General features: G+C 71.3%; 12 protein-coding genes. 5 read left to right on the top strand and 7 right to left on the bottom strand.

All coding sequences use genetic code 11. The features are described from left to right. The first annotated feature begins 80 nt into the window (after nt 1-80). Nucleotides 81-308 carry a hypothetical protein gene (locus ACZ63F_RS30975; protein ID WP_382720123.1) on the top strand — a complete coding sequence of 76 codons (228 nt, stop codon included), beginning with the start codon at nt 81-83 and terminating at the stop codon, nt 306-308. Nucleotides 309-320: 12 nt separating this feature from the next. Here ACZ63F_RS30975 and ACZ63F_RS30970 read toward each other — a convergent pair whose 3' ends face one another. Together ACZ63F_RS30970 and ACZ63F_RS30965 are read right to left on the bottom strand one after the other, a co-directional pair. Next, nucleotides 321-1,001 (bottom strand): 4'-phosphopantetheinyl transferase family protein, encoded by a 681-nt coding sequence (locus tag ACZ63F_RS30970; RefSeq protein WP_469715904.1) that lies wholly within the window; start codon nt 999-1,001, stop codon nt 321-323. After that, nucleotides 949-1,854, bottom strand: a complete 906-nt coding sequence (locus tag ACZ63F_RS30965) for a metallophosphoesterase family protein (protein WP_469715901.1) — start codon at nt 1,852-1,854, stop codon at nt 949-951. Before ACZ63F_RS30965 ends, ACZ63F_RS30970 begins: the two co-directional genes overlap by 53 nt. A gap of 333 nt (nt 1,855-2,187) precedes the next feature. Between ACZ63F_RS30965 and ACZ63F_RS30960 the strand changes: the two genes are divergently transcribed. Both ACZ63F_RS30960 and ACZ63F_RS30955 read left to right on the top strand, forming a co-directional pair. Next, a complete protein-coding gene (locus ACZ63F_RS30960; protein WP_469715897.1) occupies nt 2,188-3,309 on the top strand; it encodes an ATP-grasp domain-containing protein in 1,122 nt (373 codons plus the stop codon). Between the two features lie 195 nt (nt 3,310-3,504). Beyond that, on the top strand, nt 3,505-5,184 hold the full coding sequence (locus tag ACZ63F_RS30955) for a carbohydrate binding domain-containing protein (RefSeq protein WP_469715895.1): 1,680 nt from the start codon (nt 3,505-3,507) through the stop codon (nt 5,182-5,184). Nucleotides 5,185-5,212: 28 nt separating this feature from the next. Here the strand turns inward: ACZ63F_RS30955 and ACZ63F_RS30950 are convergent, their stop codons facing one another. From ACZ63F_RS30950 to ACZ63F_RS30930, 5 genes are all read right to left on the bottom strand, one after another. Next, nucleotides 5,213-6,082: a sulfotransferase family protein gene (locus ACZ63F_RS30950; RefSeq protein ID WP_469715894.1), complete on the bottom strand. Its 870-nt coding sequence runs from the start codon at nt 6,080-6,082 to the stop codon at nt 5,213-5,215. Nucleotides 6,083-6,273: 191 nt separating this feature from the next. After that, nucleotides 6,274-7,524, bottom strand: a complete 1,251-nt coding sequence (locus ACZ63F_RS30945) for an alpha-L-fucosidase (protein WP_469715893.1) — start codon at nt 7,522-7,524, stop codon at nt 6,274-6,276. Nucleotides 7,525-7,528: 4 nt separating this feature from the next. After that, entirely contained in the window at nt 7,529-10,573 is a 3,045-nt protein-coding gene (locus tag ACZ63F_RS30940) for an alpha-mannosidase (protein ID WP_469715891.1), read from the bottom strand. A 46-nt stretch (nt 10,574-10,619) separates the two neighbouring features. Next, nucleotides 10,620-11,957, bottom strand: a complete 1,338-nt coding sequence (locus ACZ63F_RS30935) for a 6-phospho-beta-glucosidase (protein WP_469715889.1) — start codon at nt 11,955-11,957, stop codon at nt 10,620-10,622. Continuing rightward, nucleotides 11,954-12,718 (bottom strand): DeoR/GlpR family DNA-binding transcription regulator, encoded by a 765-nt coding sequence (locus ACZ63F_RS30930; protein WP_352367288.1) that lies wholly within the window; start codon nt 12,716-12,718, stop codon nt 11,954-11,956. The genes ACZ63F_RS30935 and ACZ63F_RS30930 overlap by 4 nt, the downstream gene beginning before the upstream one ends. A gap of 127 nt (nt 12,719-12,845) precedes the next feature. On the opposite strand from ACZ63F_RS30930, the gene ACZ63F_RS30925 reads away from it, so the two are divergent. Both ACZ63F_RS30925 and ACZ63F_RS30920 read left to right on the top strand, forming a co-directional pair. After that, nucleotides 12,846-13,865, top strand: a complete 1,020-nt coding sequence (locus ACZ63F_RS30925) for a carbohydrate kinase family protein (RefSeq protein WP_469715888.1) — start codon at nt 12,846-12,848, stop codon at nt 13,863-13,865. Between the two features lie 122 nt (nt 13,866-13,987). After that, nucleotides 13,988-15,265, top strand: a complete 1,278-nt coding sequence (locus ACZ63F_RS30920; protein WP_469715886.1) for an ABC transporter substrate-binding protein — start codon at nt 13,988-13,990, stop codon at nt 15,263-15,265. The last annotated feature ends 117 nt before the right edge of the window (nt 15,266-15,382 follow it).

The raw sequence follows: 15,382 nt of genomic DNA, 5'->3' as shown, positions 1-15,382 counted from the left end.
TGGGGGGTGCGCACCGCACACCCGGTGTGCCCGCGCCGTCCGGGCGCGTGACCGCGACGACCGACGGGGAGAGCCGACCGATGCACACCGCCGTACTGACCGACCGTGAACGCGCCGCCGTGCAGGCCTATCTGAGGCTGCTGCACACCGTGCGCGCGGCCTTCGACGGACCGCCCGACGCCCCGCGCCCCTTCGTGGTGCCGCCCGCCGTGCTCGCCGAGGCCGAACAGGCACTGGCCGGTGCCGGACTGGCCGGAAACGAGGAGGCGTTCTTTCGGCTGCTGCACGACTGGTGCCCACCCACCTGAGCCGACGGCGCGTCAGGGGTACGGCACGACCACGGCCGAGGTCAGCATGCCGTGCCCCACGCTCCAGCGGCCCTCGAAGACCTCCAGCCGCCGCCCGCCGACCTCCGGACCGGGGACCAGGAGGCGGGCGCGCAGGACGCCGTGCGGCCTTTCACCGGGCTCGGGGACGAGCGCTATGTCGGCCTCCGTGAAGTCCAGCCACTTCCCGGTGAGGGGGAACCACGCCTTGTAGACGGATTCCTTGGCGCTGAACAGCAGCCGGTCCCAGTGCACGCCGGGCCGCTCGGCCGCGAGTACGGCGAGCCGCTGCCGCTCGGCGGGCAGCAGCACGGCCTCGGCGACGCCCTCGGGGAGCGCCGCGTGCGGTTCGGCGTCGATGCCGAGGGAGGCGAGGTCGGTGGCGCGGACCAGCGCGGCGGCGCAGTACCCCTCGCAGTGGGTCATGCTCCCGACCAGCCCGTCCGGCCAGCGCGGGGCGCCCCGCTCGCCGCTCACGACGGGCTGCGGCGGGACTCCCAGCTTCTCCATGGCGTCGCGGGCGCAGGCGCGCACCGCGGCGAACTCGCGGCGGCGCTTGGGCACGGCCCGGGCGACCAGCGCCGCCTCCTCGGGGTAGAGCGGGGCCTCGCGGATCGCCTCGTCACCGAGCATCTCCACGGCCACCACCGACTCCGGGAGCAGCTCCTCGATCACCGGTTCCGACCTCCATCGGCAGAATGCGGCGCAGCCGGCCCGGGTCTCCGGAACGCTTGCGCCACTCACGGGGGTATCCCACGGAGACCTCTTCGAAGCGGACCCCGTCGAGCCAGGTGGTCCGGGGGATGTGCAGATGACCGTAGACCATGGTGGTGACACGGAACCGGCGGTGCCAGTCGGCGGTGCGGGTGGTGCCGCACCACATGGCGAACTCCGGGTACCAGAGCACGTCGGTGGGGTGCCGGTCCAGCGGATAGTGCCCGGCCAGCACGGTCGGCAGGTCCTCCGGCAGTTCGGCGAGCCGGCGTTCGGTCTCCTCGACCCGGGCCCGGCACCAGTCCTCGCGGGACGGATAGGGGTCGGGGTGCAGCAGGTACTCGTCGTTGCAGACGATGCCGGTGCCGTGCGCGTAGGCGAGGCCCTCCTCCTTGGTGGTGCAGCCGGCCGGCAGGAAGGAGTAGTCGTACAGCAGGAACAGCGGTGCCACGACGGCCGGGCCGCCGGGGCCCTCCCAGACCGGGTACGGGTCCTCGGGGGTGACCACGCCCAGCTCCCGGCAGAGGCCGACGAGGTGCTCGTAGCGGGCGACTCCGCGCAGCGTGACCGGGTCCTTCGGATGGGTCCACAGGTCGTGGTTGCCGGGCGCCCACAGCACCTTGCGGAAGCGGCCGGCGAAGGTCTCGAGGACCCAGCGGATGTCCGCGACGGTCTCCGCGACGTCACCGGCCACGATCAGCCAGTCCTCGTCCGACTCCGGCCGCATCTTCTCGACGAGCTCGCGGTTCTCCGGGTAGGAGATGTGCAGGTCACTGATGGCCAGCAGCTGCCCGGCACCGGCCGTGGACTCCACCCCGTACCCCTTCCGATCATGTCGTCGGCACCCACCACAACACACTTCCGGGGCCGGGAACAAGGGCACCCCGCCGAGGGCGGGGCGGGGATCGAGGCGGCGGTCGGGGCCGTCAAGGAAACCGGCGCGGACGGTGCAGGAAAACGCGCGTGGACAGTACGGGGAAATCCGTAACACTCGCGTTGCACGCGGGGCCCCTCGAAAGCCGTATGATCCCCCCAACACCACCGCCACGAACTTCCCTTCGCCCAGGGCGGTTTGGTGTCCCTCCAACCACCCTGCCCGGGCACGGGCTCGCTGAGCCCTGCCCGAAAACCCCGAAAGGCGGCTTTAATGCGCTCTCGCGTACGCGTCTGGCTCAACCGCACGTACGCGGAGAACGTGTTCTTCATGGATCAGCTGCGGAGAAATCCCAGCGACCGGGCGGTCGACATCCATGCGACGCACGGTGACGCCGACTCCCCCGTGCTGGCCGCCGCCGACACCGCCGACCTGGAGCCGGAGGGCCTCTCCCCGGCCGGCTACGTCGAGTACGCCCTCGACCAGTGCCAGCGCCGTGGCATCGATGTCTTCGTGCCCCGGCTGCACCAGTCGGCGATCGTCGCCCACCGGGCCGACTTCGAGGCGATCGGCACGGCCCTGCTGGCGCCGACGCCGCAGGCGACCGCCGTCTTCGAGGACAAGGCGACCGCGTACGAGGCGGTGAGCTCGGTGGGCGTCCCGGTGCCGCCCTGGTCACGGGTCCGCACGGCGGACGAACTGGTCGCCGCGGTCGAGGAGTTGGAGGCCGGCGGGCACAAGGCGTGCTTCAAGCCGGCCGCCGGTGCGGGTGGCGTGGGTTTCCGGGTGATCACGCGCGCCCCCTTCTCGCTCTTTCACCTCAACGGGTTTCCCGGCCCGTACGTCCAGCTCGACCTGGTCGTGGACGCGCTGCGGCGTGCGGACGAACCGGTGGACTGGCTGGTGATGCCGCGCCTGGAGGAGCCGGAGGTGTCCGTCGACTGCCTCACCGGGCCCGACAACCGGGTCCGGCTGGCCGTGGGCCGCACCAAGAAGGGGCGCCGGCGCGGATTCACCCTCGACGAGCAGTGGCTGAAGCCGGCGCGGATCATCGCCGAGGGCTTCGGGCTGCACTACCTGTCCAACATCCAGTTCCGGATGTACGGCGACCAGCCGGTGCTGCTCGACGTCAACACGCGGCCGGCGGGCGGGCTGCACCAGCTGTCGCTCTGCGGGGTCAACGCGCCCTGGGCTGCCGTGCAGTTGGCGCTGGGCGAGGACCCCGGGGTGATCGAGCCGCCGTTCCTGGGGCAGGACTACGCGATGGTGTCCGGGCCGAAGCCTGTCCTCCCGTCGGTTCCCGTGCAGCGGGAAGAGGCCGACGTGGTGTTGGCGCCGGCGTTGCCCGTGGAAGTGGAGTCGGTCGACGCTGCGGCTGCGGTGTTGCCGCTTTAGGTTGTCGGCCGACTGCGGGCTCGTCGTGGTTGCTCGCGCAGTTCCCCGCGCCCCCAAGGGGGCGCTCACCTCACCGGTATGGACCAATTCCCGTCCGTCTCCTTGACAGGGGGATTGGTCCAGACCAAATTTGTTGCGCACCTCCTTGCACTTTCGTGCAACTCCCGAACACCCCCATTCCCTCAGGGAGATCGCGTGCGCAACTCGCTCAGACGTCACAGACGTCGGATACTCGCCCTGCTCGGGTCGGCCGCTCTCGCGCTCGCCGGGGCCATCGCGCTGCCCGGTACCGCGCAGGCGGCCAACGTCCTGTCCAACCCCGGCTTCGAGTCGGGGAGTCTGTCGCCGTGGTCCTGCTCCGGGAACCTCGGCTCCGTCGTGTCCTCGCCCGTGCACGGCGGCTCGAAGGCGCTCGCGGGCGCCGCGAGCGCCAGTGACAACGCCCAGTGCACGCAGACCGTCGCCGTGCAGCCCAACACGACGTACTCGCTCAGCGGCTGGGTCCGCGGCTCGTACGTCTACCTCGGCGTGACCGGCGGGGCGTCGACCTGGACCACCTCGGCGTCCCAGTACAGCCAGCTGACGGTCTCCTTCACCACCGGGGCCTCGCAGACCAGCGCCCAGATCTACGTCCACGGGTGGTACGCCCAGGGGACGTACTACGCCGACGACATCAGCCTCGACGGGCCCGGCGGCAGCTCGGACACCCAGGCGCCCACCGCGCCCACGAACCTCACCTCCACCGGGAAGACCTCGTCGAGCGTGTCCCTGTCGTGGTCGGCCGCGACGGACAACGTCGGGGTGGCGGCGTACGACGTCTACCGCGGGTCGACCCTGGCGACGAGCGTCTCCGGAACCTCCGCCACGGTGAGCGGCCTGTCCGCCAGTACGGCGTACACGTTCACCGTCAAGGCGCGGGACGCGGCCGGGAACGTGTCGGCGGCCTCCAACTCGGTGTCGGTGACGACGAGCGCGGGCAGCGGCGGCGGGACCGGCTTCAAGCAGGCCGCGCCCTACCTCTACGAGGGCTGGGGCGATCCGCCGAACCCGACGACCGTGATGAACGCGACCGGCATCAAGAACTTCACCATGGCCTTCGTGCTCGACTCGGGCGGCTGCACCCCGGCCTGGGACGGCAGCCGGGCACTCACCGGCGGCGCCGACCAGACCGCGATCAACCAGATCCGCGCGGCCGGTGGTGACGTCACCCCGTCGTTCGGCGGCTGGCAGGGCAGCAAGCTCGGCGCCAACTGCTCGTCCGCGAGCGCGCTGGCCGGGGCGATCCAGAAGGTGATCGACGCCTACGGTCTCAAGTCCGTCGACATGGACATCGAGAACACGGACGAGTTCGAGAACGAGGCCGTGCAGGCGAAGATCCTGACCGCCCTGAAGACGGTGAAGGCGAACAACGCCGGCCTGAAGACGATCGTCACCTTCGGGACGTCCACCACCGGTCCGACGTACTACGGCAACCGGCTCATCGAGCAGGCCCAGTCGATCGGCGCCGACATCGACGTCTTCACGATCATGCCGTTCGACTTCGGCGGCGGCTCCGACATGTACGGCAACACGGTGGCCGCGGCCGAGGGACTGAAGACCAAGCTGAAGTCCACGTTCGGCTGGGACGACGCGACGGCCTACGCGCACATCGGGATCTCCGGCATGAACGGGCTGTCCGACCAGCAGGAGAACACCACCCCGGCGATCTGGACGCAGATCCGCGACTGGGGGAACTCGCACCACATCGCCCGGCTCGCCTTCTGGGCGGCGAACCGGGACCGCGGCTGCGCCGGCGGCGGCGTGGTGAGCAACTGCTCCGGGATCAGCCAGAGCGACTGGCAGTTCACCTCGATCACGGCCGGCTTCACCGGCTGAGCACCGCAGGCGGTGGCGTGGGGATGCCCTAGACCGGGTATCCCCACGCCCTCGCCATCTCCGCGAGCCTGGGCGGGAGCTCGGCGGCTGGGTCGGCCTGGCGGGCGGCCTGGATCCGGCCGGACCTGATCTCGTTGCTCCAGTCGCCGAGCTTGGGCCGGAAGGCGCCGTGGTCCTGGGCGCCGTAGTCGAGCATGGCGCTCTCCCAAGGGACGCCGAGGTACTCGCACAGGCCGCGGGTGACCCGTTCCGGCTCGGCGGTCAGGTCCTCGTACGTGATCACATGGGCGTCGGGGAGCTGCTGCCGGGCCTCCTCCAGCTTCTCGGCGTAGGCGAGGACCTCGCCGTGGATCTGGTCGAGATCGGGTTCGGCGCGGCGGCTGATCAGGGACTGGACGACCGCGCCGGGGTGGCGCAGCAGCAGGACGAACCGGGCGTCGGGCCAACATCGGTGCAGCCGGGGCCAGATGAGGGTGTTCGGCGGGGTCTTGTCGACGATGACGTCCTTGCCGCTCCGGCTGAGTTCGAGGTGCAGCACCCGGTCCCACAGGACGTGCTCGAGCTCGTCCTTGTCCAGGGCGAGTTCCGCCATGGCGTCGGCCGTGAAGTCCCGCGACATGCGGACGTGGACCGTGCGCAGGTGCATCTCGTGCGGGGCGCGGATACGGCTGTGGCTGTTGAGCAGGACCCGCAGCAGCGTGGAGCCGGAGCGCACCGAGGACAGCACGAAGACCGGCTTCTCCACCAGGCGCGGCGCACGGGGGGCCACGTAGGCGGCCTCGGTGTCCGGCTTGACCAGGGGCTGGGTGGGGATGGCGTCCAGGGTCCTGCGCGGCGGGCTCACCGCCTGCGCCATGAGCCGGCCCCGGCGCTTCAGCCCCTTGGCGATCGCTGACATTCGCGGGTCTCGCACGGTGATGCCTTTCTGTCGTCCCTGCCGTCCCGCATCCCAGGGGTGTCAGGCGAACTCAAGGTGTCCACGAGGAGAACCGACAGGGTCAGGGCGACCCGAAAAGCCGCCCTGACCGGCCCACTTACCGTTCTCTTAATTCTTCATATAAGAAATACCGGCGTAGGGCCCGAATCGGGTCAGAACCGTCCGGACCCGCGGTACAGCTCCAGTTCCCCGTCCAGTTCGACGGCGAGCACGGTGGCGTACGGGTCGAGGTCGGCCGCGGCCGGCGGGTCGATCCACAGCACGCCGACCGCCTCGTGCAGGCCGCCGGTCACCCGGTGGCCGAGTTCGGTGCCGGTACCGAGGACGGTGACCCTGTGCACCTCGGTCGCAAGGCCCCGGACGCCGATCTCGGCGCGCGGGACGTCGAACAGGGTGAGGTAGAGGGTGCGCCGGTCGGCGGAGAGGGTGCTCGGGCCGTAGTGGTGGCCGGCCGGCAGGCCGCGCCCGGTCCCGTACACCGCCTCCGCGTGCCTGCGGATCCACTCCCCCAGCCCCTCCAGACGCTCGGCCTGCGGCTGCGGGATGGTGCCGTCCTCCATCGGGCCGACGTCGAGCAGCAGGTTGCCGCCGCCCCCGATGGTCTCGGTGAAGTAGCGGATCAGCTGGGCGAGGGACTTGTGGTTGTGGTCGTGGTGCTGGTACCCCCACGAGTCGTTGATCGTCAGGCACAGCTCCCACGGCCCGTCCGGCGGCACGACGGGGGCGCCCTGCTCGGGGGTCGCGTAGTCGCCCTCGCCGAGCATCCGCGCGTTGAAGACGACGTGCGGGACGTACGACCGGATCAGCGCGGCGAGTTCGGGGATCCGCCACTGCTCCTCGCTGCGGTCCCACTCCCCGTCGAACCACATCAGGTCCGGCCGGAACCGGGAGGCCAGCTCCCGTATCTGGCCGTCGCGGTAGGCGATGAAGCGTTCCCAGGCCGCCAGGTCCTCGTCCTCGGCCGCCACCTCCGAGTACCGGTTGTCCTCCAGCTCCGGCGGGCGGCCCGGCTTGCGGGTGGAGGCGTAGTCGGGGTGGTTCCAGTCGGAGTGCGAGTAGTAGAGACCGACCTTGAGGCCGTGCTCGCGCAGGGCCTCGGCGTAGGGGCCGACGTAGTCCCGGCCGAGGTTGAGGTCGCCGTAGGCGGTGTCCCAGAGGGCCACGCCGTCGTGGTGACGGCTGGTGAGTACGGCGTACCTGGCGCCGGCGCGGGCGAACAGGTCCGCCCACGCCTTCGGGTCGTACCTGGCGCCGGTGAAGCGGCCCAGCTGGGACATGTACTGCTCGTGCGGCACGATGTCGTCGTAGAAGGACCAGGACTCCTGGACCCCGTCGACGGCGTAGATGCCCCAGTGCACGAAGATGCCCAACTTGGCGTCGGTGAACCAGGGTTGGATGGCCATCCGGTCAGCTCCTGCGGAGGCGGAGGGTGAGGATCTGGAAGGGGCGCAGCGCGACGGAGACGGTGTCGCCGTCCACGTCGGCGTCCTCCAGAGGGCGCTCGAGGAGGTCGGTCACCTGGGCGCCGGCCAGCGGGAAGCCGGTGCGCAGGACGCCCGCGGCCCGGCCGCCGCGGGACTCGTAGAGGCGGACCACGACATCGCCGGAGGCGTCGTCGGCGAGCTTGACCGCCTCGACGGTGACGCCCTCGCCGTCCACCGAGACGACCGGCCGCGGCTCGCCCGCCGCGTCGGCCACCCGCAGCGGGAGGTTGAGGGCGTAGCCCTCGGCGACGGCGTCCCCGATGGTGGCGCCGGGCAGCAGGGAATAGGTGATGCGGTGGCGGCCCTGGTCGGCGCCCGGGTCCGGGACGCGCGGGGCGCGCACCAGGGAGAGGCGGACCGTGGTGGTCGTCCCGCCGTCCTCGCGGACCGTGCGGGAGACGTCGTGGCCGTACGTCGAGTCGTTGAGGACGGCGACGCCGTAGCCGGGCTCCGCGACGTGCACCCAGCGGTGGCCGGAGACCTCGAAGCGGGCCGCCTCCCAGCTGGTGTTGGTGTGCGTGGGCCGCTGGACGTGGCCGAACTGGATCTCGGCGGAGGAGTGCGCGGCACGGATGTCCACCGGGAAGCCGGCCTTGAGGAACTTCTCGGCCTCGTGCCAGTCGATGTCCGTCTCGAAGTCGATCCGGGGGCTGCCGGCCCGGACGGTGACCGTCTGGGTGATCGTCGAGCCGTTGCCGAAGGGGCGCGTGACCCGGACCGAGCCGAGCAGCGGGTCCGCGGCGACGACCGTGATCTCCGAGGGGTCCAGGAGGTCCGTGTAGCGGTTCTTGTAGTGCTTGTCGACGTCCCAGGCGTCCCAGTAGTTGGGGAGGTCGGTGTGCAGGCGCAGGAGGTTGCCCTGGCCGGCGAGGACCTCGCGGTGCGCCCGGTGGTCGTACACGGACGACAGGGTGCCGTCCTCGGCGATCTCCACCCGGACGAGTCCGTTGTCGAGGACCCGGCCCTCGACCGTCACCGGCTGCGGGGCCTCGGCGGCGGCCGTGAGCGGCGCGCTGCCGCCCGCGGGGACCTCGACGTACACGGGGGTGCCCGTGGCGTCCCGGACGACCTCGGCGCGGGCGTAGGGGCTGGTGTTGAAGACGCGGGCGGTGCCGCTGCCCAGGGCGGTGACCGCCTCGGCGGTGAGCGCCTCCAGCTCTTCGGCGACGCGGGCGTACTCGGCCTCGGCCTCGCGGTGCACCCAGGCGATCGAGGAGCCGGGCAGGATGTCGTGGAACTGGTGGAGCAGGACCGTCTTCCAGAGCCGGTCGAGCTTCTCGTGCGGGTAGCGGTAGCCGGGCGCGTGCAGCGCGGCCGTGGTCGCCCACAGCTCGGCCTCGCGGAGCTTGTGCTCGCTGCGCCGGTTGCCCTGCTTGGTGCGGGCCTGCGAGGTGTAGGTGGCGCGGTGCAGCTCCAGGTAGAGCTCGCCGACCCAGACCGGGGCGTCCTCGTACTCGGCGCGGGCCTTGGCGAAGAAGGCGTCGGGATGCTCGACCTCGACGCGCGGGGAGCCCTCCAGGTCCTTCAGGCGGCGGGCCCGCTCCATGATCTCGCGGGTGGGGCCGCCACCGCCGTCGCCCCAGCCGAACGGGGCCAGCGAGCGCGTGGCGCCGCCCTTCTCGGCGTAGTTGCGGACCGCGCGGGACATCTCCTCGCCGCTGAAGCGGGCGTTGTAGGTGTCGACGGGCGGGAAGTGGGTGAAGATGCGGGTGCCGTCGATGCCCTCCCACCAGAAGGTGTGGTGGGGGAACTTGTTGGTCTGGTTCCAGGAGATCTTCTGGGTGAGGAACCACTCGTTGCCGGCGAGCTTGGCGATCTGCGGGTAGGCCGCGTTGTAGCCGAAGGAGTCCGGCAGCCAGACCCCCTTGGTCTCGACCCCGAAGTGCTCCATGAAGAACCGCTTGCCGTGGACGAACTGGCGGGCGACCGCCTCGCCGCCCGGCAGGTTGCCGTCGGACTCGACCCACATGCCTCCGACCGGCGCCCACTGGCCCTTCTTGACCGACTCCTGGATCCGGGCCCAGACCTGCGGGTAGTTGTCGCGCACCCATTCGTACTGCTGGGCCTGCGAGCAGGCGAAGACGAACTCGTCGTACTCCTCGGCGAGGGAGGTGACGTTGGAGAAGGTGCGGGAGGTCTTGCGCTTGGTCTCGCGGATCGGCCACAGCCACGCCGAGTCGATGTGGGCGTGGCCGACGCCGGAGATGCGGTGGGCGCTGGCGTGCGCGGGCTTGGACAGGGCGGGCTTCAGGGCCTCGCGGACGGCGGCGGCCGAGCCGGAGACGTCGTCCAGGTCGAGCAGGTCCATCGCGTGGTCGAGGGCGTGCGCGATCTCGTGCCGGCGCGGGTCGTGCTCGCCGAGCTCCAGCATCAGCTCCTTCAGCACCTGGACGTCGAGGTCGAGGTGCCAGACCTCCTCGTCGAGGACGGCGATGTCGGCGCGCCTGAAGGTGTAGAGCGGCTTGTCGCCGGCCGTCAGGACGTCGCCCAGAGGCGTGGGCCCGGCGAAGTCGTTGGCGAGGATGTCGGGGTTGGAGGCGGCCTCGACCAGGTAGTCGATCACCTCGCCGCCGGTCGCCGGGTTCGCGATCCGCACGTACTGGTTGAGCGGGTTGACCGCCTTCAGCGGGGTCCCGTCGGCGAGGTGGACCAGGGCCTCGGCCTGGTTGCCCGGCCAGTCGCCGACGAAGCCGAGGTCGATGACGGCCTCGACGCGGCGGCCCGCGAACGCGGCGGGCACCTGCCCGTGCATCCGGAACCAGGTGGTGCCCCAGGGCGGCCCCCACGGGGTGCCCATGGCGAACGGTTCGTACGCGGCGGCCGCGGCCTCCTCGAAGGGCACCGGCTCCCCGGGGGCCTGCCAGGCGGACACCTCGAAGGGGACGGTGGCCGCGTAGACCGCGGGCTTGATGCGCTGGTTGTGGAGGCGCTCTACGCGCTCCTCGATCCGGCGGCGTTCGTCGTGCATGGGAAGTCTCCAGAAGAGGTTTGGAAAGCGCTTTCCGAGCGGCTGGTCACTTAAGATACGCGAGGCCCGGGTGGACCGCGGTGTACCCCTCCACCAGCCGTCGGGCGACGTTCACCGAGTCGACCAGCGGGTGCAGCGCGAACGCCTTCACGGCCGTCGTACGGGAGCCGGACTCGGCGGCGGCGAGCACCTCGCGCTCGACGGCCTTGACCGCGCAGACGAGGCCGGTGGCGTGGTCGGGGAGCGGGGCGACGGCGACCGGGTGGGCGCCGTTGGCGTCGACCAGGCAGGGCACCTCGATGACGGCCTCGCCGTCGAGGACCGAGAGGGTGGAGCGGTTGCGGACGTTGAGGATCAGGGTGGTGCGCTCGTCGCGGGCGATGGCCCGCATCAGGGCGAGGGCGACCTTCTCGTAGCCGCCGGAGAGGTCGTCGGCGTCGCGCTCGCCGGCGCCGGCCGTCTCCCGGTTCTCCGCCATGTAGGTGGCCTCGCGCTCGGCGCGGGTGCGGTCCCAGACGTCCAGGGCCTTCGCGCCCGGCTCGGCGACCGCCTCGTAGAAGTGCGCCTGCTGGTCGCGCAGGAAGGCGCCGCGGGTCCTCTCGGCCTGCTGGTAGGCGCGGACGGCCTCGCGGTTGAAGTAGTAGTAGTGCAGGTACTCGTTGGGGATGGCGCCGAGGGACTGCAGCCAGTCGACGCCGAAGAGCTTGCCCTCCTCGAAGGAGCCGAGCAGGTCGGGGTCGGCGAGCAGGCGCGGGAGCTCGTCGCGTCCGGCGATGTGCAGGCCGCGCACCCAGCCGAGGTGGTTGAGGCCCACGTAGTCGATCCAGGCCTCCTTCGGATTCCCGCCGAGCACGCGGGCGATCCGGCGTCCGAGCCCCACCGGGGAGTCGCAGATGCCGATGACGCGGTCTCCGAGGTGCCGGGACATGGCCTCGGTGACCAGGCCCGCGGGGTTGGTGAAGTTGATGACCCAGGCCTCGGGGGCGAGCCGGGCGACCCGCCGGGCGATGTCGACGGCGACGGGCACGGTCCGCAGGCCGTAGGCGATGCCGCCGGCGCCGACCGTCTCCTGGCCGAGGACGCCCTCGGCGAGGGCCACCCGCTCGTCGTTCGCCCTGCCCTCCAGGCCGCCGACCCGGATCGCCGAGAAGACGAAGTCGGCGCCGGTGAGGGCCTCGTCCAGGTCGGTCGTGGCGGTCACGGCGGGGGCTTCGGGGACGCCCGCCGCCTGTTCGGCCAGGACCCGGGCGACCGCGGAGAGCCGGCCGGCGTCGAGATCGTGCAGCACGACCTCGGTGACCCGCCCCTCGGCCCGGTCCGTGAGCAGTGCGCCGTACACGAGCGGCACGCGGAACCCGCCGCCGCCCAGAATCGTCAGTTTCACGCTTCAGCCTTTCCTGCCAGGACCACCTCGACACCGGCCTCCTCCAGGGCGGCTCGGGTCGCCGGGTCCACCGGCGCGTTGGTCACCACCATGTCCAGGTCCCCGGGACCGCAGACCTTCGCCATGCCCGTGCCCGGGAACTTGGCGGCGTCGGCGAGCAGCACGACCTTGTCGCTCGCCCCGATCATGGCGCGCTTGACCGGCACCTCCACGACCGTCGTGTCCATCACCTGCCCGCCCGGCCGCACCCCGCTGGTGCCGAGGAACAGCCAGTCGGCGTGCAGCTGGCGCAGGTTGTCCTCGGTGAGGAACCCGACCAGGGAGCGGTACTCACGGCGCAGCATGCCGCCGAGCAGCACCAGCTCGATGCCCTCGTCGTCGGCGAGCTCCTCGTAGACCACCAGGTTGCTGGTGATGACGGTGAGGCGGCGGCCGTGCAGTTGGCGGGCGAGCCGGAAGGCGGTGGTGCCGATGTCCAGCAGCACCGACTGGCCGTCCTCGACCAGTGCCGCCGCGCGTGCGGCTATCGCGTCCTTCTCGGCCACCCGCACCTCGGCGACCTCGGCGAAGGGCTGGTCGCCCTCGTCGACGACGGCGCCCCCGTGGACACGCGTGAGCAGCCCGTCCTCCTCCAGCTTGACCAGGTCGCGCCGGATGGTGGCCGGACTCACGCTCAGCTGCTCGGAGAGGTCGGTCACAGAGGCGGGGCCGCCGGCGCGCAGGGCCCGCAGGATGAGTTGGTGTCGTCGTTCTGCCAGCACGCGGCGAACACTACTCGTCATCTTCAATCAAATCCATGCTCAGTTCTGCTCGGGTATTGACCAATCTCTCCGAGCGGCGCACGATTCCCGTCATCGAAAATGACGAGTTTTGACGAGAGGCACGCACGTGGACGACGACAGGCCCGATGTGCTGCTGACCGGACTGCTCTTCTACGACCTCGTCCTCACGGGGCTGGGAAAGCCGCCGACACCGGGCGAGGAGATCTGGACGGCAGGCATGGGCTGCGGGCCCGGCGGCATCGCGAACCTGGCGGTGGCCGCGTCCCGCTTCGGCCTGCGCACCTCGCTGGCCACGGTCTTCGGTGACGACTTCTACGGCGAGTACTGCCGGGACGTCCTGTGCGACCAGGAGGACATCGACCTCTCGCTCTCCCGCACCGCGGACGGCTGGCCCACCCCCGTCACCGTCTCGCTCGCCGCCGGACACGACCGGGCCCTCGTCACCCACGGCCAGGAACCCCCGTACTCGCAGGACGCCCTGATGGGCGACCCGCCCGAGGCGCGCACCGCGCTCGTGCACATCGAGGCCGAGCCGCGCGCGTGGATCGCCAAGGCGGCGGCGAACGGCACCCACGTCTACGCCGACGTCGGCTGGGACCCCACCCAGGAGTGGTCCCGCGACCTCCTCGACCAGCTAGCCCTGTGCCACGCCTTCCTCCCCAACGAGACCGAGGCGATGGCCTACACCCGCACCGACAGCGCGGTCGCGGCCCTCGGCACGCTCGCGGAGCTGGTTCCGGTGGCGGTCGTCACCCGGGGCGGGGACGGTGCGGTCGCCGTCGACCAGACCACCGGCGAGTACGCCGAGGTCCCGGCCCTCGCCGTCGACGTCCTGGACGCCACGGGCGCCGGGGACGTGTTCGGGGCGAGCTTCGTCGCGGCCTCCCTCGGCGGCTGGCCGCTGGCCGAGCGGCTGCGGTTCGCCGTCCTCGCGGCCGGTCTCTCCGTACAGCACCACGGCGGCGCCCTCGCGGCCCCCGGCTGGTACGGCGTCGACCGCTGGTGGCGCTCGCTGACCGACCGCGACCTGAAGAAGACCTACGGCTTCCTCGCCGACCGGCTGCCGGCGGACGCGGGACCCCCGGTGCAGCACGCCCCGGTCACCCCGCCCGCCCGGCACCTCTGACCCGCACCCGCACCCGTTCCATCGCCCGGCACCCCGCAGCCCGACGCCCCCCAGCCCCCAGCCCCACGCTCCACAGCACCAACGCCCCTCAGTACCACGAACAGGAACAACAGGAGTGACCCGTGGACCTTTCACGTAGAGGCTTCCTCCAGGCCGCCGCACTCACCGCGGCCGCGTCCGGTCTGACCGTCGCATGCGGCGGCTCCGGATCGGGCGGTACCAAGAACGGCAAGAACCTCACCCTGTGGTACTGGGGCGGTGCGCTCAGCGACAAGGTGGTCGCGGAGGCGAAGACCCACTTCGGCAGCACGGTCAAACTGACCGCCTCGTCCATCGGCGGCGACTTCAAGCAGAAGCTCACCACCACCCTCGCCGCGGGCGGCTCCTCGGTGCCCGACATCACCGGCATCAAGGGTGAGGACATGGCGTCCTTCCTGCCCAACGCCTCGCGCTTCCTCGACCTGAACGACCTCGGCTTCAAGAAGCTCTCCTCCCAGTACCTGGGCTGGAAGACGAAGCTCGCCCAGACCGAGGACGGCAAGCAGATCGGCTTCCCGATCGACATCGGCCCCACCGCGCTCTTCTACCGCGAGGACCTGTTCGCCAAGGCCGGCGTGGCCACCGACCCCGACAAGGTCGCCGGCCTGGTCAGGACCTGGGACGACTACTTCGCGCTCGGCACCGAGCTGCAGAAGAAGAACCCCGGCAGCTACCTGGTCAACAACATCGGCGCCGTCTTCACGGTCGTGGTCGGCCAGGGCACCCAGCGGTTCATCGACAAGAACAACCACTTCATCGGCGACCAGGACCACATCCGCGCGGCGTGGACCACGGCCGTCCGCCCCTACACCCTGGGCATCGACGCCAAGATCAACGACAACAGCTGGAACGCCGCCATCGGCAAGAACCTGCTCACCGAGCTCGGCGCCGCCTGGCACGCCCTGGACATCGAGCAGGCCGCGCCGCAGACCAAGGGCAAGTGGCGGGTCTGCGCCAACCCCGTCGGACCGTCCAACCAGGGCGGCTCCTACCTGGCGCTGCCCAGGCAGTGCCGCAACCCCGAGGAAGCCTTCAAGATCATCAGCTGGATCCTCAGCCCCGCCAACGACGCCCGCGGCTTCACCGACGCCGCCATCTTCCCGGCCGCCCCGGCCGCGTACGCCATGCCGGCCATGACGGGCCCGGACGCCTTCTTCGGCGGGCAGAAGATCATCGACGTCTTCGGCCCGGCCGCCAAGGCCATACCGGACAGCTACGAGGCGCCGGCCGACGCGGCCGTCATGGCCCCGTACATGACGGAGCTGACCAACATCGAGGCGAAGGGCAAGAAGCCCGACGACGCCTGGAACGACGCGGTCAGCCAGGCCAAGCAGATCGCCCGGCGGCAGGGGGTGAACTGAGGTGACGTCACCTCCGGTCACCGGTCCCGGGGGGGGGGGGGGGGGGAGGGGGGGGGGGGGGGGGGGGCGGGGGGGGGTGGGGGGGGGGGTGGGTGTGGGGGGGGCGGAGGCCAGCAG

This window comes from Streptomyces sp. NPDC104761 (assembly GCF_055583445.1).
The sequence above is the reverse complement of the archived record's forward strand: the minus strand, read 5'-3'. Positions and strand labels throughout refer to the sequence as shown.